Origin of the sequence: Marinagarivorans cellulosilyticus, from assembly GCF_021655555.1 — a bacterium.
In the GTDB taxonomy this organism is placed as follows: Bacteria; Pseudomonadota; Gammaproteobacteria; order Pseudomonadales; family Cellvibrionaceae; genus Marinagarivorans; species Marinagarivorans cellulosilyticus.
In genome coordinates, this window is sequence record NZ_AP023086.1 from 1,083,373 (window position 1) to 1,109,748 (window position 26,376).

Annotated in this window: 20 protein-coding genes; 14 read left to right on the forward strand and 6 right to left on the reverse strand. The window is 48.4% G+C overall.

All coding sequences use genetic code 11. The features are described 5' to 3' along the window. Positions 1-16 precede the first annotated feature (16 nt). The 3 genes from MARGE09_RS04295 to MARGE09_RS04305 all read right to left on the reverse strand — a co-directional run bounded on the left by MARGE09_RS04295 (position 17) and on the right by MARGE09_RS04305 (position 4,515). Complete coding sequence (locus MARGE09_RS04295; RefSeq protein ID WP_236986120.1) at positions 17-2,566, reverse strand: TonB-dependent siderophore receptor; 2,550 nt, start codon at positions 2,564-2,566, stop codon at positions 17-19. Between the two features lie 394 nt (positions 2,567-2,960). Next, complete coding sequence (locus MARGE09_RS04300) at positions 2,961-3,962, reverse strand: FecR family protein (protein ID WP_236986121.1); 1,002 nt, start codon at positions 3,960-3,962, stop codon at positions 2,961-2,963. Positions 3,963-4,026: 64 nt separating this feature from the next. Further along, the gene (locus tag MARGE09_RS04305; protein WP_236986122.1) at positions 4,027-4,515 is read right to left on the reverse strand and encodes an RNA polymerase sigma factor; all 489 of its coding nucleotides are present in this window, start codon (positions 4,513-4,515) and stop codon (positions 4,027-4,029) included. 467 nt (positions 4,516-4,982) lie between these two features. Here MARGE09_RS04305 and mutL point away from each other — a divergent pair, with 467 nt between their 5' ends. From mutL to MARGE09_RS04360, 11 genes are all read left to right on the forward strand, one after another. Continuing rightward, positions 4,983-6,914, forward strand: coding sequence for a DNA mismatch repair endonuclease MutL (mutL, locus tag MARGE09_RS04310; protein WP_236987448.1), 1,932 nt, complete (start codon positions 4,983-4,985; stop codon positions 6,912-6,914). Beyond that, complete coding sequence (gene miaA, locus MARGE09_RS04315; protein ID WP_236986123.1) at positions 6,914-7,873, forward strand: tRNA (adenosine(37)-N6)-dimethylallyltransferase MiaA; 960 nt, start codon at positions 6,914-6,916, stop codon at positions 7,871-7,873. Before mutL ends, miaA begins: the two co-directional genes overlap by 1 nt. Before the next feature lie 125 nt (positions 7,874-7,998). Next, positions 7,999-8,259: an RNA chaperone Hfq gene (gene hfq, locus MARGE09_RS04320; RefSeq protein WP_236986124.1), complete on the forward strand. Its 261-nt coding sequence runs from the start codon at positions 7,999-8,001 to the stop codon at positions 8,257-8,259. 11 nt (positions 8,260-8,270) lie between these two features. Beyond that, positions 8,271-9,593, forward strand: a complete 1,323-nt coding sequence (gene hflX / locus MARGE09_RS04325; RefSeq protein WP_236986125.1) for a ribosome rescue GTPase HflX — start codon at positions 8,271-8,273, stop codon at positions 9,591-9,593. 84 nt (positions 9,594-9,677) lie between these two features. Continuing rightward, positions 9,678-10,886, forward strand: a complete 1,209-nt coding sequence (hflK, locus tag MARGE09_RS04330; protein ID WP_236986126.1) for an FtsH protease activity modulator HflK — start codon at positions 9,678-9,680, stop codon at positions 10,884-10,886. Further along, entirely contained in the window at positions 10,886-11,779 is an 894-nt protein-coding gene (hflC, locus tag MARGE09_RS04335) for a protease modulator HflC (protein WP_236986127.1), read from the forward strand. Before hflK ends, hflC begins: the two co-directional genes overlap by 1 nt. Before the next feature lie 233 nt (positions 11,780-12,012). Then, entirely contained in the window at positions 12,013-12,198 is a 186-nt protein-coding gene (locus MARGE09_RS04340) for a DUF2065 domain-containing protein (protein ID WP_236986128.1), read from the forward strand. 22 nt (positions 12,199-12,220) lie between these two features. Further along, a complete protein-coding gene (locus MARGE09_RS04345) occupies positions 12,221-13,402 on the forward strand; it encodes an ATP phosphoribosyltransferase regulatory subunit (RefSeq protein ID WP_236986129.1) in 1,182 nt (393 codons plus the stop codon). 52 nt (positions 13,403-13,454) lie between these two features. After that, the gene (locus tag MARGE09_RS04350) at positions 13,455-14,750 is read left to right on the forward strand and encodes an adenylosuccinate synthase (protein WP_236986130.1); all 1,296 of its coding nucleotides are present in this window, start codon (positions 13,455-13,457) and stop codon (positions 14,748-14,750) included. Between the two features lie 75 nt (positions 14,751-14,825). After that, positions 14,826-15,440 (forward strand): HD domain-containing protein, encoded by a 615-nt coding sequence (locus MARGE09_RS04355; RefSeq protein WP_236986131.1) that lies wholly within the window; start codon positions 14,826-14,828, stop codon positions 15,438-15,440. 90 nt (positions 15,441-15,530) lie between these two features. Further along, a complete protein-coding gene (locus MARGE09_RS04360; protein WP_236986132.1) occupies positions 15,531-17,462 on the forward strand; it encodes a RecQ family ATP-dependent DNA helicase in 1,932 nt (643 codons plus the stop codon). A gap of 50 nt (positions 17,463-17,512) precedes the next feature. Here the strand turns inward: MARGE09_RS04360 and MARGE09_RS04365 are convergent, their stop codons facing one another. Beyond that, positions 17,513-19,186, reverse strand: coding sequence for a glycoside hydrolase family 43 protein (locus tag MARGE09_RS04365; protein WP_236986133.1), 1,674 nt, complete (start codon positions 19,184-19,186; stop codon positions 17,513-17,515). Between the two features lie 150 nt (positions 19,187-19,336). On the opposite strand from MARGE09_RS04365, the gene MARGE09_RS04370 reads away from it, so the two are divergent. The 3 genes from MARGE09_RS04370 (at position 19,337) to MARGE09_RS04380 (ending at position 23,037) form a co-directional block, all read left to right on the forward strand. Continuing rightward, a complete protein-coding gene (locus MARGE09_RS04370; RefSeq protein WP_236981837.1) occupies positions 19,337-20,569 on the forward strand; it encodes an ISL3 family transposase in 1,233 nt (410 codons plus the stop codon). 241 nt (positions 20,570-20,810) lie between these two features. Beyond that, complete coding sequence (locus MARGE09_RS04375; protein WP_236986134.1) at positions 20,811-21,599, forward strand: SHOCT domain-containing protein; 789 nt, start codon at positions 20,811-20,813, stop codon at positions 21,597-21,599. A gap of 169 nt (positions 21,600-21,768) precedes the next feature. Next, positions 21,769-23,037 (forward strand): glycosyltransferase family 4 protein, encoded by a 1,269-nt coding sequence (locus MARGE09_RS04380; RefSeq protein WP_236986135.1) that lies wholly within the window; start codon positions 21,769-21,771, stop codon positions 23,035-23,037. A gap of 172 nt (positions 23,038-23,209) precedes the next feature. Here MARGE09_RS04380 and fdxA read toward each other — a convergent pair whose 3' ends face one another. Together fdxA and mutS are read right to left on the reverse strand one after the other, a co-directional pair. Next, positions 23,210-23,533 (reverse strand): ferredoxin FdxA, encoded by a 324-nt coding sequence (gene fdxA, locus MARGE09_RS04385; protein WP_236986136.1) that lies wholly within the window; start codon positions 23,531-23,533, stop codon positions 23,210-23,212. 159 nt (positions 23,534-23,692) lie between these two features. Next, positions 23,693-26,329 (reverse strand): DNA mismatch repair protein MutS, encoded by a 2,637-nt coding sequence (gene mutS / locus MARGE09_RS04390; RefSeq protein WP_236986137.1) that lies wholly within the window; start codon positions 26,327-26,329, stop codon positions 23,693-23,695. Between the last annotated feature and the right edge of the window lie 47 nt (positions 26,330-26,376).

Genomic DNA, 26,376 nt, shown 5'->3' on the forward strand with positions numbered 1-26,376 from the left:
AAGGGCTGGCACCGGTTTAAAAGCTTAAGCTTAAACCGGCAATAAAGGTGCGGCCCATTCCTGTATTCGAGCGTAGATGGCCTGCGCTTGATTCGTAATAATCGGTATCCAATACATTTTTAATATCGGCGCGCAATTGCAACTGTGAATTGCCAAGCTGCCAGTCGTAAACGGCACCTAAATCTATAACGTTAAAAGATTGTAAAATTTGCTGGTTGGCATCGTCGCCAAAGCGGTCGCTTACGTGCAGCATATTTAATGTGAAGCTTAGTGGTAGGTTAGCGTTTATACCTGTGGGGCGGTAATTCATAAAAACATTCAGCATAATGTCGGCGACGTGTGCTGGTGTATTACCTGCGTTATTGCCTTGGGTAATTTGCGCATCGAGAAAAGAGAGTGCGGTAACAATATTTAGGTTGTCTTTGGGTTGGTATGTCATGTCTATATCCCAACCGGTTACCGATTGTTCTGCTTGCACGATGGCGCGCCTTACACCATCCCAAATTTGAATATCTACAATGTTTTCTTTATGAATGCGATAAACCGACGATGTCCCGCTCAAGCCGCTAGCAAGGGAAAAAAGTTTGAGGCCTAGCTCGTATTGATCGGACTTTTCAGGCTCGTCAATGATGCTGCCAATGTCGTCAATTATATAATTAGGTTTTACCCCTTGGGCATAGCTTGCGTATAGCGAGTAGTTATCTGCGGCTTTAAAAACAAGCCCTAGCTGTGCCGTTGTTTCTTTAAAGGTGGGAAGGTCGATTGCAGAATTACTTTCGGGTGTTTGCAATTGCGCTTTGGAAACCATGTGACGACCGCCAACCGAAGCTACCCAATTGGCGTTAAATTCCAAGCTGTTTTGTAGATAAATACCGTAGTCGTGGTACTTCAGGTTTTGGTGGCGGGTGGTGAGCGTGCCTAAAATGAAACGTTCGGCAGTGACTGCCTCTGGGGTGTTGTTATCGTCGAGTGCAATGCGCTCTATATCTTCACGCTGCTCTAGCGTTAAGCTTTCGTCTACGGTTTGGGCGTGGCTGTCTATACCGAATAGCACGTGGTTGGTTAAGCCCAGTAAGGTTGGCGAGCCTTGAATATTAATAGTAAAGGCTTGGCTATCGATATCGGCATTTTCGTCGTAAATACTTTGTATCTTGGCAATTTTAGTTGTTTGGTCGTCATCTGCGGTTGCTTGAAGGGGGATTTCGCCGGCCACAATGACAACGCCGGGGTTAACTTCATCAGGGCGAACCAGCGGGCTGGTAGTGATAAAAATATCGCTGTCGCCGCGCACGCCCGATTGTTCTTCGTTTAAAGAGGAAGCTTGCCCCCGTATTTGCCAGCTATTATGCAGGGCATAATGAAACGAGCCATTCCATAGGGCGAGTTTGGCATCAAAGTTGGGTTTGGCTTGGCGTGCGGTTTGCGCTAAAGCAAATACATCGACGGCATCGCCAACCGGTGAAAAAATAATACTGCCTTGATCGCGCTGGTAGCTAGAATCTTGTTGCAAATACGCTAGCTCAACATGTGCTTTTTCATTTGGCGCAAACCGCAGTGCTGGGTAATAGGCTGTTTTTTCGCCGTCGTTTTGGTCTTTTAAGCTATCAAAGGTTTCGTGTGCGGCAATTAACCGGTATGCGATTGCCGCGTTTTTATCCAGTGCGCCTGTAATGTCGGCTTCTTGATGTTGGTAGCCACCGCTGCCACTGCGAAGGCCGAATTTGCGATGCTGCTTTTGTTGCGGGCTTTTACCCACAAGGTTAACAATACCGCCTGGCTCGGCTTGCCCGTAACGCAAAGTCGAGGGGCCTTTTAAAATTTCGGCTTGTTCTACTACTGCTGGTAAAACTTTAGTGCCTAACTGTTCGTCCAGTCTAAAGCCTTGCCAATAAAGCGCGTTGCGGGGAAAACCACGGATATAAAAATCATCGTTGGTATCGGCTAATCCGTCGGCAGGCGTAATACTGCTGCTGTTGCGTAGCAGCTCCATAATATCGGTAGGGGCTTGATCTTCAATTAGCGCTTGCGGAAGAACGCTTAAAAATCGCGCGGTATCGTAAATAGATAAGCCATTATGTACTTGCGAGCTGGTAACCGTATTGTAGCGATGCGGTAAATGCACACCGGTAACGATGACCTCCTCCACAAGTGGCGCAATGGTTGTTGGCGCTAGTTCACCTGATGGTTCGGAATTTTCAGCTGTTATGCGCTCGTGAATGACAATGCGTTTAGCATCGGCTTGGTAGCTAAAATCGAGGGGGGCGTGGGCCAATAAGTGGCGCAGGGCTTTTTCAGTGGGGTAGCCACCAATAATAGGGCTGGAATAAATACCGGCGACTTTATCTTGCTGAACAACCACTGATAAACCTGATTGCAGTGAAAATTCCAGCAGTGCTTGGCCTAAGGGTAATACTGGTAAATCGTAATAAATAATGGCGGGTTGTACGCTTGGCGTTGCTAGCGGCTCCGCACTAGAGGACATGCAAGTTAGTGATAAAGCAAAACTATAAGTGAGGGCAGCGGCTTGCACGGCAGTTCGAAAATGGCGGGTAGAAACTACAAACATAATTCATCCATAAGCTTTTCGTATCAAAAGCTCACGTTTAAGAAAAGGGTTAGGGGGTGAGCCTAGTCGTATAGCGGTTCGGTACCCTTATGAGTGTTGACCCGAAAAAAACGCCGAGTCCTTTCGGCGTATCATCACACAAAAAGCGGGGGTGGGCATAACAGCCCAACGCTTTCGCGTGATACCTGACTCCTTTTATTGAACCCTTCCTTAAAATTTGTGTACGGTCATGACTATCCTGCCTTATTTAATCCTTTGCCTGTGGCACTTTCCGTAGTCCTTGAGATTCCATTTCGCCTGCTTGGCTTGCGTTCTCTACAGGTAAAACACGGCAGAATCAAAACCCCTCATAAATAAATTAATATTTTTTTAAATAGTACAAAAATCAAACGCATCACTTGGTTTGCATACGATTTTGTGGTGCTAGTGGGCTTGCGCTGGTTAATACGGCACTACCATCGTTTTGGTAACTTAGTTTAAGTGATAGTGATTGGCTGAGGGTGGCTAATGCTTGTTCGAAATTCTCGAGCTGAATGACTGCCATAACTGTTTGTTGTTCTAGCTGTGGATCGGCCAAGGTAATGGGTCTGCCGAAATAATCGGCAAGTGTTTGCGTAACTTCGGCTAAAGGCTCGCCTTTAAAAATAAAGCGCGTTTGGCGCCAGGCTAAAGAATCTTTGGCGTTTACATTAAGTGGTGGCTTACCTGCGGCGGCATGTTGAAAATCTAATTGTTGATTTGCAGTAAGTTCAACCGCTTGTGTGTTAATAGGTGCTACAGCGACTCGGCCTTCAAGCACCGTAACTTGCGGGCTGGGCGTTGCTAGGCTAACGGCAAACTGCGTACCTAATACGGTAATTTTGCCGCTAGGGGTTTGGATGATAAATGGCCGCGCGGCATCCTTGGCGACATCAAAAAAAGCTTCGCCTTGCTGCAGCTCCAATGCGCGTTTGTGGTTGGAAAGCGCTACGCTAATACGCGAGTTTGGTTGCAGTACTAGCTGGCTGCCGTCGGCTAGAGTAAAGCTTTGGCGCTCGCCCTCGGGGGTAAAGTAAAGCTCTGGTGCCGCAGGGCGCAAAATAATAAACATCGCCAATACACAGGCTGTAATTAGCGGGCTGGCAATCCATAGGGTAGGCCATTGCCACTTGTTAGATTTAGCTTGGTTTGCATGTTTTGCTGCTTGTGCAGCTGCCGCCCCTTCATTTTGCCAAAGCGCTTCTGCTGCTATATACGCGCGCTGATGACTTGGGTGGCTTTGTAGCCACACCGTAAAGGCTTGCTCTTCGGCAGCGCTTAAATCGGGTGCTTGCAAACGAGCCAGCCACGCGAGCGCTTGCTTATGCACGTGGCGCTGCAGCATGCGGTTAAGCTGTTTGCGAACAATGGATTTCATGGTCTTCTCACTTGCTGCGCCTTTATGCGCACTGGATCGTTACCCTTACAACACCGCACGGCCATTAGTCCTCATCGTTTTCGCGTAATATTTTTAATGTTTTCATCATGTGTTTTTCTACGCTGCTTACCGAAATCTTTAACTCATGGCTGATGGCTGCATAGGTTTTGCCTTCAATGCGACTCATATAAAACACCTGCTGAGTGGTTGTGGGCAGTTTGGTAACTGTCGCACGGATATGTTCTAACGCATCTTCTGCGATTACGCTGCGCTCGAGCGACACTGTAGTGGCCGTATCGTCGCATTGTTGTAGGTAGCTACTGTGGTGGTTGCCTTGGCGAAGCCGGTTTAACGCTAGATTATGTGCGGTTTTGTAAAGGTAGGCGCGCGGGTTTTCGAGGGTTTCGGCTGACTCCACATTCATCATGTTATGGAAGGTATCTTGGACGATTTCTTCGGCGTCATCGGGGCTGCCTAATTTTCGCAGGGCAAAACGCAGCAGCTCTTCTTTGTGCTTTGCGTATAGCAATTTTAAAAACGAAAATTTCTTCATAAAAACAATAAGCGCCCGGCATTCGTGCGGCGCATTATAACGAGGGATTCTAAGATTACGTCTACTGGCATCTCTAAAAATGCACTTTTTCCGCGATAGCGGCATCAGCTCCGTCCTCGAGTCCTCACAAATTGGAGGATCAATTTGCACAGCTTGCTGCCCTAAGGGTGAAGCGCATGGATGCGCTGAATGATTTACACCACGTAAACTGCGGCTCTCGGCTTTGGCTTCCTGCGTCGCTCTACCTCCTGAATCCATTCAGTCGTCCGGGCGGTGCTTCTTTGCTCTCACAAAAAAATTACTATTTTTAGAGGTGCCCTACTGTTAAATGTAAATACTGTGCGGTGGCAGCGTTATAGTTTGGGTTGCGCTATTTTGGCTGCACTCTTTTTGTTCCGCCTTTTACCCTTAGTGGCGCCCCTTGCGTTAGAATTGCGACCTTAAATTTTATAGAGCGTTGAGTGTCGATGTCTGAAATTAGCTTGCTTTCCCCCCGCTTAGCCAACCAGATAGCAGCCGGTGAAGTGGTCGAGCGGCCTGCCTCGGTGATTAAAGAGGTGCTAGAAAACAGCCTCGATGCTGGTGCTACGCAGCTCGATGTTGAAATCGAAGCTGGCGGCGTAAAGTTAATGCGAGTGCGTGATAACGGCTTGGGCATAGCGCAAGACGATCTGGCGATGGCGTTGGCGCGCCACGCGACCAGCAAAATTCAAGATTTAGACGACTTGGAAGCGGTGGCGACTTTGGGCTTTCGCGGTGAAGCTTTGGCCAGTATCAGTTCGGTTTCGCGTTTAGAGTTAACCAGCCGGCACCATCGGGCCGAGCACGCCTGGACGGTAAAAGCCGAAGGCCGCGATATGCAAACGCAAGTGGTGCCCGCCGCGCACCCAGTAGGTACCACGGTTGAGGTGCGCGATCTGTTTTTTAATACACCAGCGCGGCGCAAGTTTTTACGCAAAGACAATACCGAGTACGGCCGGGTTGAAGATGTGCTTAAGCGTCTGGCGTTATCGCGCTTTGGTGTGGGGTTTAGCCTTAAAAATAATGGCCGCGTCGTGCACAGTTGGCGCCCAGCAGATTCACAAATCGAGCAAGAGCGCCGCGTTGCACAAATATGCGGGCCTGCCTTTATGAGCAGTACCGTGCACGTCGATATTGAGCGCGCCGGTTTGCGTTTGTGGGGGTGGGTGGCGCTGCCAACTTTCTCGCGAAGCCAAGCCGATTTGCAGCACTTTTTTGTTAATGGTCGCGCGATTAAAGATAAATTGGTTACCCACGCAGTTCGCCAAGCCTACCAAGATGTGCTTTATCACGGCCGTCATCCAGCCTACGCGCTGTACCTTGAAGTCGATCCTGCCACTGTTGATGTAAACGTACACCCGACTAAACACGAAGTGCGCTTTCGCGATGGCCGCTTAGTGCACGATTTTATTTTTCGCAGTTTGCACAAGGCCTTGGCCGATGTACGGCCAGAGGCCGGTACCGCGCCAACAAACGCAGCTGCAACGGGTGTTGTACCTTCGGTAGCCGAACAAGCTCAGCCGCAGCCTAGTCAATCGGCGCTGGACTTAAACCCTGCGCAACGCACAGCGCAACCGCAGTATGCCGAACAGCCGGTTTATAGCGCGGGAGCAGACGCTAGTCGTGGAGGTTTTGAGTCTCGCGGCTATGCCCCTAAGCCGGTTAACTTAGATGCGGCTATGCCGGTCAACGAGCAAATAGCCGCCTATGCGCATTTAACGCAAAACCCGCTGCCGCAAAATCAATCGGGCCAGCCCACATCGCTGAATGAACTGGCTGCTGGCGACAGCACCGTGCCACCTTTAGGGTTTGCGATAGCGCAGCTTAAAGGGATTTATATCCTGGCCGAAAATGCCAATGGTTTAATTGTGGTGGATACCCACGCCGCCCACGAGCGCATCACCTACGAAAGCATGAAGGTCCAGTGCGCCGCTAATGGTATTCAAAGTCAGCCGTTACTTGTACCGCAAAGCTTGGCTGTGAGTGAAAAAGAAGCGAATTACGCCGAGGAAAATACCAGCCTTTTTAGCCAGCTAGGTTTCGAAATACAACGCGCAGGGCCAGAATCGCTTGTAATTAAGCAGGTACCCGTAATGCTTAACCGCGCCGATATCGAAGTGCTTGTGCGCGATGTGCTATCGGACCTTATAGAATTTGGCATGAGTGAGCGCATTCAGCATAAAATGAACGAAATTCTCGGTACCATGGCGTGCCACGGCAGCGTGCGGGCTAACCGCAAGCTAACCATTCCCGAGATGAACGCACTGCTGCGTGATATGGAAGCTACCGAGCGCAGTGGCCAGTGTAATCATGGCCGGCCTACATGGACGCAACTGACGTTGCACGAGCTCGACAGTTTGTTTATGCGAGGGCAATAATGGCTTTGCCGCGTGTTTTAACGTTAATGGGGCCTACGGCTGCGGGTAAAACCGATTTAGCCATTGCCTTAGTTGAGCAGTGCAATGCCGAAATTATCAGTGTCGATTCGGCTTTGGTGTATCGCGGTATGGACATTGGCTCGGCTAAGCCCAATGCGCAAGAGCTTGGACGTGCCCCGCACCGGCTTATAGATATTCTTGAGCCTACAGAATCCTATAATGCGGCAGACTTTTGCAAAGATGCCGCTTGGCATATTGAAGATATCTTAGCGAAAGGTAAAACGCCGCTCTTAGTGGGTGGTACTATGCTTTACTTTAAAGCCTTACTCGAAGGCTTATCGAATATGCCAACCACCAACCTAAAGGTGCGGGCTGAAATCGAGCAGCTCGCTGCAGAGCATGGTTGGCCGTATGTTCATGCTGTTTTGGCCAAAGCTGACCCTGTGTGTGCAGCAAAATTGCACCCTAATCATTCGCAGCGTATTAGTCGTGCGCTAGAGGTGTACCGCAGCTCGGGCATCCCCATGAGCCGCTGGCAGGCTGGGCAGCAAGCGGGTTTACAGGATAAATACCAGTGGCTGCAAATGGCGATTGCACCACAAGAGCGCAAGGTTTTGCACCAGCGCATAGCTTTACGTTTTAATAAGATGTTAGATAACGGCTTTTTAGATGAAATGCGCGGCCTTATGGCGCGTGGTGACCTTACCCTAGAAACCTCGTCGATGCGCGCGGTAGGTTACCGGCAAGCGTGGGAATACCTTGCCGGCCACTATGACCGTGATACATTTATTGAAAAAGGTATTGTGGCAACCCGCCAGTTAGCTAAACGACAGTTAACATGGTTACGGGGTTGGCATGATTTGAGCTGGGTCTATACTCAGAGTGATTCCGGCAAAATGTTAAGTAATGACGAAATTTTAGCAAAAGCCTTGAAACTTATGGCAGCTAGAACCATATAATGTAGTCGGCGCCGATATTGCGCTTAGCTTGTCAGTGATGGCGCAGCTTATTGCAGGTGCTAGTGGCCAAAAGCCTTTAGTTTCTTGCGTTTATTATTTTTATAAATCCTTACAAGGAGAGCCTCATGTCAAAAGGGCATAGTCTACAAGACCCTTACCTCAATATTCTGCGCAAAGAGCGTGTGCCAGTGTCCATTTACTTGGTCAATGGTATTAAGCTGCAAGGGCAGGTTGAGTCCTTCGACCAGTTTGTTGTGTTGTTGAAAAACACCGTAAGCCAAATGGTTTACAAGCACGCTATTTCAACTGTGGTGCCATCGCGCCCGGTGCGCGTGCCTATGATTAACCCCGATGCGCCCGGCGAAGAGACTGCCGACGCTGAGTAACGAGGTCTGCATTGTTCTTTGATCGTCCCGAATCTGGTGAGTTAGCCATATTAGTTCACCTCGATATCTATGAAGAAAGGGGCACTAGCGATCCGCGAGAATTTGAAGAGTTAGCATTGTCTGCTGGGGCTGACCCAGTGGCGATGCTTTCTGGCGCGCGTTCTACGCCTAGCGCAAAATTCTTTGTGGGTACTGGTAAGCTCGACGAGCTAAAAAACCTCGTGCATCAGCACGAAGCCGAATTAGTTCTTTTTAACCACACTTTAAGCCCAAGCCAAGAACGCAATTTAGAAGCTGCGCTGGAGTGTCGCGTACTCGACCGCACCACACTTATTCTTGATATATTTGCTCAACGCGCCCGAACGCACGAGGGTAAGTTGCAAGTGGAGCTTGCCCAGTTGCAGCACATGTCTACCCGCCTTATTCGTGGTTGGACCCACTTAGAGCGCCAAAAAGGTGGCATTGGTTTACGTGGCCCGGGTGAAACGCAGCTGGAAACCGACCGTCGTTTATTGCGCGAGCGCATTAAAAGCATTAAGGCGCGTTTGGATAAAGTTCGGCGGCAGCGCGACCAAGGCCGGCGCTCTCGCAATCGTGCCGAAATACCTGTGGTTTCGTTGGTGGGTTATACCAATGCGGGCAAATCAACGCTTTTTAACGCCGTTACGGGGTCTGAGGTATATGCTGAAGATCAGCTCTTTGCGACGCTAGACCCAACGATGCGTCGAGTTGAAATAGCCGATGTAGGCGCAGTAATTTTAGCCGATACAGTGGGCTTTATTAGTCGCCTGCCGCACAAGTTGGTGGAGGCTTTTCGAGCGACACTCGAAGAAGCCGCCAGTGCTGATTTTTTGCTCCACACAATTGATGCTGCCGACCCCGAGCGCTTGCGCAATATGGATGAGGTGCAAAAAGTATTGGCTGAAATTGGTGCTAATGACATTCCGCAGTTGCTGGTTTACAACAAAATTGATTTGTTGAGTGATATGGAACCGCGTCTCGACCGTAATGACCAAGGTAGGCCCGTTGCGGTATGGCTTTCTGCGCAAAAACAAGCTGGCCTTGAGTTATTGCAGTTAGCCATCAGTGAGCTAGTGGGCGATCGCATGTGCCAGGGTACTGCGTACCTAAGTAATGATATGGGTAGTTTACGAGCACGATTTCACCGCGCAAATGCGGTGTTAAGCGAAAATTATTTAGACGATGGTCGCTGCGAGTTAGCGTTGCGATTGCCAGAGGCGGATTTCAACCGTATTCTGGCCGCCGAGACAATCAGCGCGAGTCATATTGGCTGGGTGTCCTCTGGGGCGCCGACAGACGAACAGCTAGCATAAATACACCGTATATCAGGGCACCTCTACATCAATAGTGTGTAGGGTGCCCTAAACACATTAATCGATCTCAAAACGGAGAACACTATGGCCTGGAATGAACCGGGTAATAATTCTGGGGGAAATAACTCTGGAAATAACGGTAACGACAACGGCAATAAAGACCCGTGGGGTAACCGCAACAATAATAACGATGGCCCGCCCGACTTCGATGAAATTGTGCGCAATTTTATTGGCATGTTTACCGGCAAGAAAAAAGGCGGTGGCAACGGCGGCTTTGGTGGTGGTAGCAATAAAGGCGGTGGTTCAATAACCCCATTTATTGTGATTGGTTTAATTCTAGCTGCGGTGATTTTTGCGGCTAAAGGCTTTGGTGTGGTTAACGAGCAGGAGCGGGCGGTAGTTTTGCGTTTTGGTTTGTATAAAGAAACAAAAGGCCCAGGCTTGCGCTGGAATCCACCGTTAATTGATACCGTATTCACCGAAAACGTGACCCGCGTGCGCTTGTGGAGTACACAAGAGAAAATGCTGACAGAAGACTTGAATATTGTGGATATCAAGCTTTCTGTACAGTACAGCATTGATAACGCCGAAGACTTTGTTCTAAGGGTGAAATCGCCAGAAGAAAGCTTACAGCAAGCCGCTAATAGCGCACTGCGCCATGTGGTAGGGTCGACCAAAATGCACAATGTGCTCACCGAGGGCCGTGCAGCTATTGCGATAGAAATTCGTGACCGCTTACAAGGTTATTTGACTGATTACACCACAGGTATTTTGGTAGACAAAGTCAATATCGAAGATTCAAACCCGCCGCGCGAAGTACAAGATGCGTTTGATGATGTTATTAAAGCCCGCGAAGATGAGGAGCGCTTCCAGAACGAAGCACAAACATACTCAAATGCGGTAGTACCGGAGGCGGAAGGTGAAGCTGCCAGAATAAAAGAAGTGGCGAACGCCTACAAAGAAGAAGTGATTGCCAAGGCCGAAGGTGAAGCCAAGCGTTTTGAGTTGTTGCTGGCCGAGTATAAAAAGGCGCCGCAAGTGACCCGTGAGCGCTTGTATATAGAAACCGTTCAAGAGGTGATGGCTAATAGTAGTAAGGTAATGGTTGATGTCGAAGGCGGTAATAACATGATGTACATGCCTTTAGATAAGCTAGTAGAGGGCGCCACTACCGCCACGGCTAGTGCCCGTCGTGGTTTTACTCGGCAAGAAATAGAGCAGCTCACCAATCATATTAAAGGTGAAATTATGAGTGATTTACCGGCTAGCACTAGCCGTAGGAGTGGCCGCTAATGTCTACTAAATCATTAATGGCCTTAGTTGGCGGATTGCTGATTGTTATTGTGGCCGCGAATTCGCTTTATATTGTGAATGAATTTGAACGCGGTGTTGAATTGCGTTTAGGGCGTGTAAGCAATGGTGACCTAGATCGCGGCTTGCATGTGAAATTCCCGTTTGTGGATTCGGTTAAGAAGTTTGATGGCCGAATAATGACGCTAGATGCGCCTGCCGAGCCGATTCTTACGGTAGAGAAAAAGACGGTAGAGGTAGACTCCTATGCAAAGTGGCGCATTCTGGATGTTAAAAAGTTCTATACCGCTACCAACGGTGAAATCGACCGCGCCCGTAGCCTGTTAAGCCAGCGCATTAATGAGGAGCTGCGCAATCAGTTTGCTTTGCGTTCTTTGCATGAGGTAGTCAGCGGGCAGCGTGATGAATTAATGCTGGCCATTAAAGACGAGCTGAATAAGTTTTCAGATACGTCTTTGGGTATTGAGGTGGTAGACGTGCGCGTTAAGCGTATCGACTTACCGGTAGAAGTGAGTGGTCCGGTATTTGAACGCATGCGTGCCGAGCGTGAGCTGGAGGCCGCGCAACACCGTGCCGAAGGTGAAAAAATGGCTAAAATCACCCGCGCTGATGCTGACCGCAAAGCTCGAGTAGAGCGCGCTAAAGCCTATCGTGATGCTGAAAAAATCAAGGGTGAGGGCGATGCGATAGCGGCCGATACTTACGCAAAAGCATACAATCAAGACTCAGAGTTCTATGCTTTTGTGCGCAGCCTAGAGGCCTACCGAGCCACGTTTGCGCAAAAGCAAGATGTAATGCTGGTTGATCCTGCGAGCGACTTCTTCCGTTACTTTAAGTCGGCCAATGGCGATGCTGCCAAGGGCGTTCAAAAGTAGGAAACGCCCCGCATTTTCAGCCTTTACGGCAATGCACCAGTAAGCGCGAGCTGTAACTTGCTGGTGTTTTTTTCGTCTTAATCGTTTTTACCCGCCGCAAAGGATGCTAAAATGCCGCAACCGAGCCTGATAAGCTCGGTTTTTTTGTGCCAGTCATATCAGCACAGCCGTAAAGGCCCCTTGTTGTGGGGCGGTACAGCTAAAGACTCAGCGGCAAAGATTAAAGAGCCCTAATGTTAGACACACTTTTGCAAGCCATTTGCTTGGTACTGATCTTAGAAGGCATAGTGCCATTTTTGTATCCAGGCCGTTGGCGTGCCTTGGTTGTTAAGTTGGCCACCGTAAATGACCGCGAATTGCGCATTGTTGGCTTGGTTAGCATGCTGCTAGGCGCTGGATTATTATTTTTACTGAAATAGAACCTAACTAGAACAACACACCATGAATCAAGTTGATCGCTGGATGTTGCCTGACGGCATCGAAGAAGTGCTGCCCGAAGAAGCAGAACACATAGAAGCCCTGCGCCGTCGCGTGTTGGATTTATTTCAGCGTTGGGGCTACGACCTCATTATCCCCTCGATGGTGGAGTTTACCGATTCGCTATTGATTGGTTTGGGGCAAGATCTCGATCTACAAACCTTTAAAGTCACAGACCAGTTAAGTGGTCGCACTTTAGGTATTCGCGCCGATATTACCCCGCAAGCAGCCCGCATAGATGCACACAGCTTGCGCCGCGATGGTATTAACCGCTTATGTTATGCCGGCCATGTGTTGTACACCCGTGCAAAAAGTGCGCTGGCTAGCCGCAACCCGTTACAGATGGGCGTGGAGATGTTCGGCGACGACAGCATAGAAGCCGATATCGAAGTAGTATCGCTATTGTTAAGCACCCTTAAAGAGGCCGATTTAATCGATTTACATATCGACCTAGGGCACGTGGGTATTTTTAAAGCGTTAGCGGCCGAAGCGCAGTTAACGCCCAGTCAAGAAAAAGCCTTTTTCGAATTATTGCAAGCCAAGGCCATGGCCGATATTAACGCCTGGGTAGATGCTAATTTGGCCGGCTCGCCAGCGGCGCCTTGGTTAAAAGCGTTGCCAAAATTGGCGGGTGCCGCAAATGTATTACACGATGCCAAGGCGGTATTTGCCAATGCGCCGGCCGCTGTGCGCAAAGCACTAGACGAGCTTGTTGTATTGGCCGAAACCTTATCCGAGCGCTACCCGCAAGCGCATTTGTATTTTGATTTAAGCGAGTTGCGCGGCTACCACTACCATACGGGTATTGTATTTGCGGCTTTTGCGGCAGGCGCAGGCGAGGCCATAGCCACCGGCGGGCGTTACGACCACATTGGTGAGGTATTTGGCCGCGCGCGATCGGCTACCGGCTTTAGCGTTAACTTAGTTGCGCTAAAGCGTTTGGCGCAACCCTCTTGCGATTTACCCACCGGTATATTCGCCCCGCATTCCACCCACCCTGCACAATGGCAGGCGGTAGAGCGTTTGCGTGATGCCGGCGAGCGTGTAGTGTGCGGCGCTAATTGGCAATCCGCACCGAATGAATATCAAACCTGCGATCGCATCCTTGTGGAGTGCGATGGGGTTTTTGAAGTAAAAGCATTGTAGCTAATTTATATATTCAACCTAATTCTTTAACACAAACAGAGCGCAGTATTTCATGGGCAAGAATGTTGTTGTTCTCGGCACCCAATGGGGTGACGAGGGAAAAGGCAAAATCGTTGATTTGCTAACCGAGCAAGTTAAATATGTTGCACGTTTTCAAGGTGGCCATAACGCCGGCCACACCTTAGTCATTGAAGGCAAAAAAACCGTTTTGCATTTGATTCCATCCGGCATTTTGCACGATGGCGTAACCTGCGTTATTGGTAATGGTGTGGTATTAGCCCCCGATGCCTTAATGAAAGAAATTGCCGAGCTAGAAGAAAACAACGTACCGGTGCGCGAGCGCTTGCGTTTGTCGCCGGCGTGCCCGTTAATTTTGCCTTATCACGTAGCGCTGGACCAAGCGCGCGAAATTGCCCGCGGTGCCGATAAGCTCGGCACTACAGGCCGCGGCATTGGCCCCGCCTACGAAGATAAAGTCGCCCGTCGTGGTTTGCGCTTAGGTGATTTGCTCGACAAAGAAAGCTTCGCCGAAAAGCTTAAAGAAGTGATGGCTTACCACAATTTTGTGCTAACCAATTATTTTGGTGTAGAAGCGGTAGATTACGACGCAACCTTAGCCGAAGCCTTCCGCCTAGGCGAAGAAATGCGCCCCATGATCGCCGACGTAACCGACATGCTGCACACGGCCCGCGCCAACGGCGAGCATATTTTATTCGAAGGTGCGCAAGGCTCTTTATTAGATATCGACCACGGTACTTACCCTTACGTAACCTCGTCTAATACCACCGCCGGTGGCGTTGCAACAGGCAGTGGTTTTGGCCCGTTGTATTTAGATTACGTATTGGGTATTACCAAGGCCTACACCACCCGTGTAGGTTCTGGCCCATTCCCAACCGAACTCGATTGCGAAGTGGGCGAGCACCTGGGTGTTAAAGGTCACGAGTTCGGTGCCACCACCGGCCGCAAACGCCGCACTGGCTGGTTCGATGCCATTGCCGTACGCCACGCTGTGCGCATTAATAGCATCAGCGGTATGTGCTTAACCAAGCTTGATGTTTTAGATGGCCTTAAAGAAGTTAAAATTTGTATTGGCTATAAAAATAGCCAAGGTGAAGATGTCGGTATTCCATGCGACGCACAAGGCTGGGAGGATGTACAACCGGTATACGAAACCATGCCCGGCTGGAGCGAAACCACCTTCGGCGTACAAAGCATCGATGGCCTGCCACAAACCGCCCGCAATTATATTAAGCGCTTAGAAGAATTGACCGGTACGCCGGTGGATATTGTTTCTACTGGGCCGGATAGGGTAGAGACTGTAATTCTGAGGCACCCGTTTGAGGTGTAGTGGTTAGATGTTTTGAGTATTTAGAAAGCCGAGCGATTGCTCGGCTTTTTTGTTTTCTAGAGAGTTATAAAGTTTATGGATAAAGCACAATGGCTAAAACTAATGAAGTCTTGGGGTTTTGAGGAAAACTTACAAACCTTGAGCGATTTAGAAAAAGCTTACGCTCAAGCTGGCCGCTATTACCACAATGCGCAGCATATCCAAGCGTGCTTGAAGCACTATGATGTTATCGAGAGTAAACTAAGTCACCCTCGCGAGGTAGAGTTAGCGCTTTGGTTTCACGATGCTATTTATAAAATATTTTCTAGTAACAACGAGAAAAATAGCGCGCTGTGGGCGCGTGATTTTTTATTGACTAATGACGCGGCACAAGATGCTGCAGGTCGTGTGTACGATTTGATTTTAGCCACGGAGCACAATGCGCCTGCGGCTACGTTAGATGCATCTTATCTTGTCGATATTGACCTTTCTATTCTTGGTGCAAACCCTAATGTGTATGCCCAATTTGAGCAGAATATACGGCGTGAATACCGTGTGGTGCCGAGTACAATTTACCGGAAAAAGCGCATAGCGGTACTGCAGAGTTTTTTGGTTAGAGAGAAAATATTTAATAATGAGCCCTTTTATAGCCTGCTAGAGGCGCAAGCTAGGGTTAATGTTGAAGGGGCTGTTGCTCGATTAACAACTTAGTTGGTGTAAGCTTGTTGTTGCGCTAGCTTCCCTGTTGGCGTTATACCGGCTAAGGTATAAGGCTACTCAATAAAATAAAACGGTAGCACTATGCCTACATCCAACCTAACTACCACTCTAAAGGCCCAGTTCGGTTTCGATACCTTTCGCGAGGGCCAGCAAGAGGCGATTAGCCATATTCTTGCCGGTGATTCCGCGTTGGCTATATTCCCTACGGGGTCGGGCAAATCTCTGTGTTATCAATTTAGTGCATTGCAGCTGCCGTATTTAACTTTGGTGGTTTCGCCGTTATTAGCCTTAATGAAAGATCAGCTCGATTTTTTAAAAGCCCACAATATTCCAGCGGCAAGCTTAGATTCTACGCTAACCTATGACGAATACCGCCAAGTGGTCGCCGATGTAAAAGCCAATAAGTTAAAAATATTAATGGTATCGGTAGAGCGCTTTAAAAACGAACGCTTTCGGTTTTTAATGGAAGGGGTGGCTATCTCACTATTGGTGGTGGACGAGGCGCATTGTATTTCTGAATGGGGCCATAACTTTAGGCCCGATTATTTAAAACTGCCCAGTTACGAAAAAGCACTAAATATCCCGCAGGCATTATTATTAACCGCCACAGCCACCAAAAAAGTAAAGTTGGATATGGCAGCTAAATTTAATATTGCAGAACACGCCATTATTCAAACGGGGTTTTATCGCAGTAACCTCAATTTGCATGTTTTGGCAGTGGCTGAGGATCAAAAAAAGTCAGAATTACAGGCTTTGGTGGCGCGCTACCAAAGTGCCAGCGGTATCGTTTACGTGACCTTACAGCACACAGCAGAGCAGGTGGCCGGTTATTTACAGCAAGCCGGTATTAATGCCTGCGCCTACCATGCAGGTATGAAAAACGAAGACCGCGCCCGTATTCAAGATGGTTTTATGAGGGGCGAGTTACCCTTGGTGGTGGCCACTATTGCCTTTGGTATGGGGGTAGATAAAGCCGATATTCGCTACGTGGTGCACTATGATTTACCCAAATCCATCGAAAACTACAGTCAAGAAATAGGCCGTGCTGGCCGCGATGGCTTATCGTCCGATTGTTTTGTGTTGGGTAATTTAGATGCGTTAAATACCATCGAAAATTTTGTCTATGGCGATACGCCAGAGCAAGCGGGTATTGAAACTGTACTTAACCATATTGCGCAGCATCAAAATAACGGCCAATGGGAAATGCAGCTGTATGGGTTATCGAGCGAGTCGAATATTCGCCAGCTAACGCTTAAAACCTTATTAGTTCAGCTGGAAATGCAAGGCGTAATAACCCCACTTTACACTTACAGTGCCGAATACACTGTTAAATTTTTGTGTGACCCAAATACTGTGCTGGCCGCTTTTGACGGCGAGCGCCGTAGTTTTGTTGAGTGTTTATTGGGTAATATCCAATTTAAGCGAACCTGGGGCGTGGTGGACTTTGAGACTATTTATAATACTTATACCGGTGGCGACCGCAGGCGAGTGATTACCGCGCTAGAGTATTTTAAAGATAAAGGTTGGATAGAGCTAAAACCTTCTGGCGCGTTAGAGGTGTTTGCTGTTAATAATCAGGCGCTGGATCAAGGCCTTGCTACTCGTTTAGCGCAGCATTTTAAGCAGCACGAGCAAAGTGAAATAAAACGCATTGGCTTAATGCTGCGTTTTTTACAATCCACTAACTGCTTAAGCTATGGCTTGGCCAAATATTTTGATGATCAAAATGCACCGCAGCAGTGTGGGCATTGCAGTGTGTGTGCTGGGCGCAGTGTAACCTTTCCTGCTTCAAATGCTTATGCGGTTGAGCAAAGCCAGCTTAAAAGTACCGCGCAAGCGTTAACGGCTCACCTTCAATCCAAAGGTGTTAATAATCCATCCCGCGATTTAATTACTCGCTTTTTAGTCGGTATAAATGTGCCGGTATTTACGCGGACTAAGGCAAAAGCGGTGCCCGGCTTTGGGGTGGCAGAGGCTATGCGTTATAGCGTGGTTTATGATGCGCTACAGTAATTTGGTGGCATGCGGGTTTAAATATTTTATTTAAGCCCGCTTTATAATAGCTATTTTGGGGTCTCTTTGGCTCTCGCATGAACGCCCAACATAGCGCCGGTAAAGCCGCCAGCTACTTGGGTACTAACGAGCTTTGCATCGACATTTTTTGCCACATCTATACGCTTAGCGGCATCATTAATATAATAAAACGTTAGCTTGTCTTTTTGTTGCTCTAAGCCAAGTTTAATCGTGTTGTGCTTTGTGGTTATAGCGGTGCTCGAGCTGTGCGTTATTTTCCCGTTGCTAACCGTTTCTAATACTAGTGCATAGCCTTTTTCGGTTTTATCAATATAGAAAAAGTAATGGAAGGCATCGTTTTGGTAGTCGATTATACCGGCTTGAATATTCATCGCTTGCGGTAGCTGTAGCTCGGCTGTAATAGCAAAATTTAAATGTTGTTGCCTTGCTACTAGCATGCTGCTGTGATCTTTGCTGGATAAAGGCGTTTGGCTGGCGCGTAGTCGTAGGCGCTTATTTTTAGTGTTTAACCTGTAAAAAGGTTTAGCGCTAGTGCGGGCGGTAATCCATTTATAGTCTAGCGTGGTATTTTCAAAGGCGTCTTGCCAGTGATCTTTGCTTGCGGTTTTATTTAATTTACCTAGCGCTTCGGTTTCTACAAATAAGGGCACTGGCGCTTTGTTATCTAGAATATGCGGCCAGCCATCTTTCCAGGTTAGCGGTAATAAAAAGGTTTCGCGGCCGGTATTGTGGTAGTTGTCTTTATAGGGGCGAATGCCTAAAAATACCGTCCACCAATCGCCATTAGGGGTTTGCACAAAGTCGGCATGGCCGACGCTGGTAATAGGATTTGTACGCTTAGGGTCTAAGTCCCGTTGGGTAAGAATTGGGTTATTGCTATAGGGGATAAAAGGTTTATTGAGGTCGCGGGTGCGAAACACGACCTGCGAATGCTGTACCGATGTGCCACCTTCGGCGCAAATTAAATAATACCAGCCATCTTTTTTTAGAATATGCGGGCCTTCGATCCAAACGGGCTTTTCGTCGATGTTAGCGCCGCCATCTACAAGCAGCCGCCTGGACGATGGAATTACCGCCTTTTTTTTCCAGTCCAACTCCCATAGCCAAATGGCTCGGTGCCCGCTATAGCGCGGCTTGCCTTCGGGGGCATCGTTATGCGTAACATATACTTTGCCGTCGTCATCAAAAAACAGATCCGGGTCGATACCACCAACCTCTGGCAATACTATGGGTTTGGACCATGGCCCAGCAGGATCTTTGGCACTGATAATAAAATTCCCAATGCCGTAAACATCGGTTGTAATAATGTAAAACATGCCTTGGTGGTAACGCAGGGTTGGCGCAAAAATGCCGTGGGAAATGTCTTGTTGTTTGTCAAAAGCAAGCTGCTCGGTACTCCACAGTGCATGGCCTATTTGTTCCCAATCGACTAAGTTGTGGCTTTTAAACACTGGCAGCCCGGGGAAGTAGGCAAAGGTGGAGTGGGTCATGTAGTAGGTGTTGTCAACGCGCACCACGGAAGGGTCTGGGTAAAAGCCGGGTTGAATAGGGTTGAAGTAACCATTGCCTTTAGCTTGCGTTAGGCCATTGTCCCAGCCGGAATAACTGAAAGAGTCGAAGTTAACCCAACTATTGCTTGCCGCGCTAATGTGCGGGCAGAGCACGGCTAGAATTAAAGTGAGTCGCGATATTATATTTTTCATTGCGCAATACCTTGTGTTGGTGTTTGGCCATTGAGGTGTAAGCTCTAGGGCGCCGGGTCTTCTCCGCTTTAGTGAGGTAAAAAGAGATGCTAAGACCCGCCATATCCGTTGAAATGTAAGGTTCTCACGCCACTACACTTAAACGAATATATGAGCCTTAACATCTCCAGCAAAATTTTGAGCCTTCCTGGTCAGCGTGTCAAACAAGTTCAGCATGACTTGGCCCTGCAAAGATTGACTATACACTGCAAGCGAGACCGTCGTTATAGAGCGATTGACCCGTCAAGTAATGAGGCGGCCAACATCAACCGATACTTGCGCAGAACGATCCGTGATGTCCCTTTGTGTGGCTTCGAGTGCTATTTGGAAGTTGAGCTCGCTCAAGTTGTGACGACTTGCGGTAGGCGTCTAATGGAGGCTTGCGAATTTGTCGATACAGGCAATCGCTATACTCAAAGATTTTGCCAGTTGGTGAGCGGATTGTGTCGCCATATGAGTATCAGCACGGTCAGTCGGCACCTAAAGCTACGATGGGAAACGGTGAAAAATATGGATAAATTTCACCTAGAGAAAACGTTGCCTGCACTTAATCCTGAAAAATTAATTGACTTAAAATATCTTGGGGTCGATGAAGTCGCTAGAGCCAAAGGCCATGATTATATGACGGTGATTTATGACATGGAATCCGGTCATTTAATTGGCGTTGAGACAGGCCGTAAAGCCGAGGTGTTGACAGCGTTTCTAAAGCGCTTACCAGCACAAACCGCTGAAAACATAGAGGCGGTAGCCATGGATATGGGGCCAGCCTATCAAAAATCGGTACGCGAATGCTTGCCTAATGCTGACATTGTTTTCGATCGGTTTCATGTGATGCAAAACTACAGTAAAGCCATGAGCAATCAGCGTAGGATCGAGTTCAGAAAGGCGGATCGCGCAGGCAAAGAGCAGCTTAAAGGTACCCACTACCTGTTGTTAAAAAATGCCGACAAGTTAAATGATAAACAAGCCAATAAACTCCAGACATTGCTCGAAAATAATTCCAATATCAATACACTTTATATACTCAAAGAGCAGCTCCAAGCTTTGTGGAATGCAGGGAATTATGACGCCATGATGAATGCATTGGAGCAGTGGTGCGACATCGCGGAACAGACGAATATGCTCTATCTCAAGAAATTTGCAAAGTCACTAAGGAAGCATAGCGTAGGCATTTGTAACTACGGAAAACACGGGCTGACTAGCGCCAGAATTGAAGCCGGCAATGTCAGCATTGGCATGATTCGCAAGCGAGCAAGAGGCATCAAGGATACCGAGTACTTCAAGCTAAAAATAAGGCAATCATCGATGCCTGACGAGCAATCCATGTTCTATGGAAGCCACTAGATCACCTCACTAAAGCGGAGAAGAGCCAGGGCGCCTCTAGTTTTATTTGATATTACAAGAGGTTATGAACTCATATGAAATAGTACTGCGCGGCCTGTAAGCGGCTGCAGCGTAATGTTTGGCATAGTCTAGCAAAAACGGTCCTATCAAAGCATTTGGCTTCTGTTATGCTGGCTGTCTTCCTTCTGCGGGCTGCTCTCTTTTGCCTGCTCTTGCGCTCCACACTACAGGAATTATCTTAATGCAAAACCTTACCCCGGTAGGTCAGCAAACGGTTAATGATTTAAGTTGCCGTTATAACCTTAGCTACGATGCTGTTATGCATATGCTTATTGCGGTTAATAATGGTGCAGGTTCTATGGCGCAGTTTAATTGCCCCGAGTTAGGCGGTGGTGGGCAGTGGATGGCTGGCGGTATGACGATGGTGGGGGATATGTTTAACCACGGCCTAAAAAACACTGTTAACAATTTATGCGCAGAATTAGCTAATGCTTTGGCCAACAACACTATTTTTGCCCCTAATCCTACAACCGGTAGCCAAAATTGGTGGCCAAATGGTTTAGGGCAGCCATCAAGTTCTGGTGGGCAAAATAATTCGCGTTATGCCTTGTTCCCTAACCGCTTGGCGGTGGAGGTAAACGGCGCGGTAACGGTATACGATACGCTTGACCACAATATCGGCGGGGTTAGCCAGCAGCAAGGCTCTAACGATTCGCTTATGTTTAATAGCCAGTACGGTAATATTAGCGTGTCTAATTTACCGGTTGTTTCTGGTGGTGGCACTACGAGTAACCAAAATTTTGTTCAGCCTGCGGTTAATAACGCGGCGCCAGTTAACAATCCACAGCCGCAACCCTCCCAGTTTGAGCAATCGCCCTCCTTTGAGCCGGCGCCGTCAATACAGCCTTCGCAAAGCGCTACTGGTGATGTGTTTCAGCTAATCGAAAAGCTCGCTAACCTGCGTGATATTGGCGCGGTTACTGAAGAAGAATATCAAAACAAGAAAAATGATTTGCTCAGTCGCATATAGCAAGCAGGGGTTGTGAATCCTAGGAATTGTACGCTCTATTGACGTGATTCAATTGGTTTATTTGGGGTGCGTTAAAGCCTGATAGTTGATAAAGTGCCGGCGGTATAGCTTGTGCTGCAATTTTGTGGCTTGTTGTTGATAAACGTCTAGAGATATTACGAGGATAGGGATGAAGGCAATCATTGTAGCCCCAAATGCTTCAGCCAGAGGTGGAGGAGAAAGTATTATCCCTCTGCATTATTTTAATTTCTTATCTAACTGCGGTGTTTCTACATTTTTAGTCGTCCATTCTAGGTCTCGGGACGAGATTGATGCCCTGTTTGCGGATAAGAAAGAGGATGTGTACTACGTAGAGGATACGCGCCTTCAAAAAATTTTATTTTTATGTGGGCGTAGACTCCCCAAAAGAATAAGCTCTTTTTTTACAGGCTTTATTATTGATATTATTACTCAGCGAGAGCAGCGAAAGCTTATTCGGAAGCTTGTTGCTGAAAAATCAATAGATATAGTACATCAGCCCATTCGGGTATCGCCTAAATTACCGTCTTTAATTCATAATGTTGGTGCGCCGGTCATTATTGGGCCAATGAATGGCGGTATGACATTCCCTAGCGCATATCAGGATATGCAGGGGCGGTCAGAAAAGTATTTTATGGCGTTTGGGCGTTTTTTCTCTAGAGTCTTCAATCTTTTATTTCCGGGCAAAAAGTATGCTAAAGCACTTTTGGTGGCTAACCAGAGAACGGCTGGAGCATTACCGAGGGGGCTATGTTCAAATGTTATCGAGCTTGTAGAGAATGGTGTTGATTTAAATATTTTTAAGCAGTCTGATTTAACTGAGCTCGCTCCTGAAGCTTTGCCTCTAGATGATGCTGCGAAGAGCTGTCGCTTCATCTTTGTTGGGCGTTTAGTGGATTGGAAGTGTGTGGATGTTTTGCTTCGTGCGATAAAAATATTGCAAGACCGAGATATGAATGTTTTTCTCGATATCGTGGGTATGGGTGAAGATAAGCTTCAGCTTGAAGAGCTTGCAACTAGTTTAGATTTGGGGGGGAGGGTTAATTTCTTAGGTTTTAAGACCCAAGTAGAGTGCGCCCAGCTCATTACTAATGCTGATTGTCTTGTTCTTCCTAGTGTGTATGAGTGTGGGGGCGCTGTTGTCCTGGAAGCGATGGCGATGGGTAAGCCTGTTATTGCTTCTAATTGGGGCGGGCCTGCAGACTACCTAGATGCATCGTGCGGTATTTTAGTGGATATCCCAAAGACTAAAGAAGCGTTTGTTGAGCAGTTTGCTGAGGCTATGGCGAAAATTAGTTGTGATCCAGAAAACCGCCATCAGTTGGGCAAAAATGGCTTGGATAAGGTTAAGGTTCAATTTGACTGGGCTCGTAAAGTCGAGAAAATGAAATCAATTTACTTGGATGTTCTCAGCCCTTAAGTTGTGTAAGGCCGTGCACAGTTGTCTTCGCGGTATGATTTGTAGTTATGTATCCTCGGCTCGTAGTTAGCCAAAGGTCATTTCGCAATTTGTGGGGGGGGGAAGTCCGCACAATAAAAAGGCCGCATGCTTTAACACATGCGGCCTTTTTATGTACTAAAAGCTAAAAGTATTAGCGCTCTAGGTACTGGATTTTCCCGGGTACGCCGTCCCATTCTTCGGCGTCGTCGGGGGCATCTTTTTTCTCGGTAATATTGGGCCATACTTCGGCCAATTCGGCGTTTAGCTCCAAGAAGGCTTCTTGATCTTCGGGTAACTCATCTTCAGAGAAAATAGCATCTACGGGGCATTCTGGCTCGCAAAGTGCGCAGTCGATGCATTCGTCTGGGTGAATTACAAGTGTGTTTGGGCCTTCATAGAAGCAGTCAACAGGGCACACTTCTACACAGTCTGTGTGTTTACATTTAATGCAGTTTTCGCCGACAACAAATGTCATTGGATTAACCTCTATATTGGTCTGGTTGCGCTAGGGCACACAAGGAGCGTTTAGCCAGTAATCGCGGCCTTTAGGGGTGCTTAGGCATTGCAGGGCTGAATTTTAAGCGCGACATTCTAACAGTTGCGCGCGGAAAGGAAAGTCTAACCGCGTGCAGGCTTATACCATTTTCTTTAATTTATAGATCAACTGCAGTGCATCAAAGGGCGTTAGCAGGTTTGGGTCACACTCGATGATGGCTTCTTCGGCGGCGCTTGGGCCACTGCCGAACAGGTCGGGTTGTGGGCCGCGTGCTTTGGTTTTTACCGTGCTGGCTGCTTTGGTGGGTTCTGGTGTGGGTGCAGCTTTGGGCTGCTCTACAACTGGCGCCGGTATTACCATGGGTTCTGGCGTGGGTTGGCCTTCTAGCCGGGCTAATTGGCACTGTGCGTTGTAAATAACCGGCGCTGGAATACCGGCAAGCTTGGCCACTTGCAGGCCGTAGCTTTTGCTGGCGGGGCCTTCTTCAATACTGTGCAAAAACACAATGTTGTCGTTGTGCTCGGTAGCGCTTAAGTGCACGTTATTCACTGTGGGAATTTGCTCGGCCAAGGTAGTAATTTCAAAGTAATGGGTGGCAAACAGGGTGTAAGCTTTTAGTTCTTTGGCGAGGTGCTCGGCACAGGCCCAAGCTAGAGATAAACCATCGTAAGTGCTTGTGCCACGGCCTACTTCATCCATTAATACCAAGCTGTTGTCGGTAGCGTTATGCAGAATATTGGCGGTTTCTGTCATTTCTACCATAAAGGTAGAGCGGCCACCGGCTAAGTCGTCTGATGAGCCTATACGAGTGAATATGCGGTCGACCAGGCTTAGCTCGCAGGCTTCGGCCGGTACGTAGCTACCAATTTGTGCCAGCAATACGATAAGTGCCGTTTGGCGCATATAGGTCGATTTACCGCCCATGTTGGGGCCGGTAATCACCAGCATGCGGCGCTCGTTATTACACAATACGCTGTTGGGGACAAAGGGGGTATCTAATACATCTTCCACTACGGGGTGGCGACCGTTGGTAATGTTAATGCCGGGCGTATTGCTAATGCTTGGGCAGCATAAATTCAGGTGTTCGGCGCGCTCGGCTAAACCACATAAAACATCTAGCTCGCTAACGGCAGCGGCGGCGCCTTGTAGGGCCAATAAGTGCTGATTACAAATTTCAATCAGCTCGTCGTACAGCGCTTTTTCACGTGTAAGGGCGCGGCTTTTGGCCGAAAGGGCTTTATCTTCAAAAGCTTTAAGTTCTGGTGTAATAAAGCGTTCGGCATTTTTAAGGGTTTGCCGGCGCTGATATTCGGCGGGGGCTTTATCCGATTGTGCGCTGGTCATCTCTATAAAGTAACCGTGTACGCGGTTGTAGCCCACTTTTAAGGTGGGTACGCCGGTGCGCTCGCGCTCGCGGGCTTCTAGGTCTAACAAAAACTGGCCGGCATTGGTGCTAATGTTGCGCAGCTCGTCTAGCTCGGCATCGTAACCGTTTGCAATTACACCACCATCGCGAATCACCACAGGCGGGTTTTCGATAATGGCTTTTTCTAGGGTGGCAACCAATTCGGGGAATTCGCCCACTTGCTGCGCCAATGTTTTAAGGTGGTGGTTGTCGGTATTTTTAAGCAGGCTTTGCAATTCTGGGAAGGCACCTACAGAGCTACACAAACGGGATAAATCACGCGGGCGAGCCGAGCGCAATGCCACGCGGCCCAATATGCGCTCCATATCGCCAATGTGTTTTAGCGGGTGGCGCAATTGCTCGAATTGGTAATTGGCCAGTACGCTGGTAATTGCGCTTTGGCGAGCCAATATGGTGTGCTCGCAACGTAGCGGTTTGTGCAACCAACGCTTTAGTAAGCGTCCGCCCATGGCGGTGCAGCTGCTGTTTAATACCGAAAAAAGCGTATTTTCTTCGCCGCCGGTAAGGTTTAAATCTAATTCTAGATTGCGGCGGGTGGCGCTATCCATGGCTACGGTTTGCTCGATGTTTTCAACCGCGAGGCCCGAAAGGTGGGCTAAATCGTTGCGCTGGGTTTCTTTGGCGTAACCGTAGAGGCAACCGGCGGCAGCAATAGCGGCGTGCATGTGGCCGCAGCCAAAACCTTGCAAATCTTTAGTGCCAAAATGTTCGCACAAGGCGCGGTTGCCTTGTGCGCTATCGAACTCCCAATCGGGGCGTTTGCGTAAGCCGTTTTTAGGCAATGTGCCTTCATTTAGGCTAAGTAATTCGGGTACTAATAATTCGGCCGGGCGCAGGCGTTCTAGCTCGCCTAATAAGGCAGTTTCGCCAATCACTTCCAAAACACAAAAGCGGCCGCTACCCATATCTAAAGAGGCAATGCCAAAGTGTTCTTCATTTTGTGCAATGGCCACCAGTAAATTATCGCGGCCGGCATCCATTAAGGCTTCGTCGCTTAAGGTGCCTGGTGTTACTACGCGCACCACTTTGCGCTCTACCGGGCCTTTACTGGTGGCGGGGTCGCCAATTTGTTCGCAAATAGCCACCGAAATACCATTGCGCACCAGCTTAGCTAAATAGCCTTCCGCTGCATGAAACGGCAAACCCGCCATAGGTATAGGGTTGCCACCGGCCTTGCCGCGCGCGGTTAAGGTGATATCTAACACCTGCGAGGCCAGCTTAGCATCGTCAAAAAACACCTCGTAAAAGTCACCCATACGGTAAAACACCAGCTCGTTAGGGTGCTCGGCTTTAATGCGCATATATTGCTGCATCATGGGGGTGTGCTTAACGGCGGTGGTTGTGGACATGGCTAATGGCTTCTTAAATAAAGGCGGCTTGAAAACGAGGGCGGGGA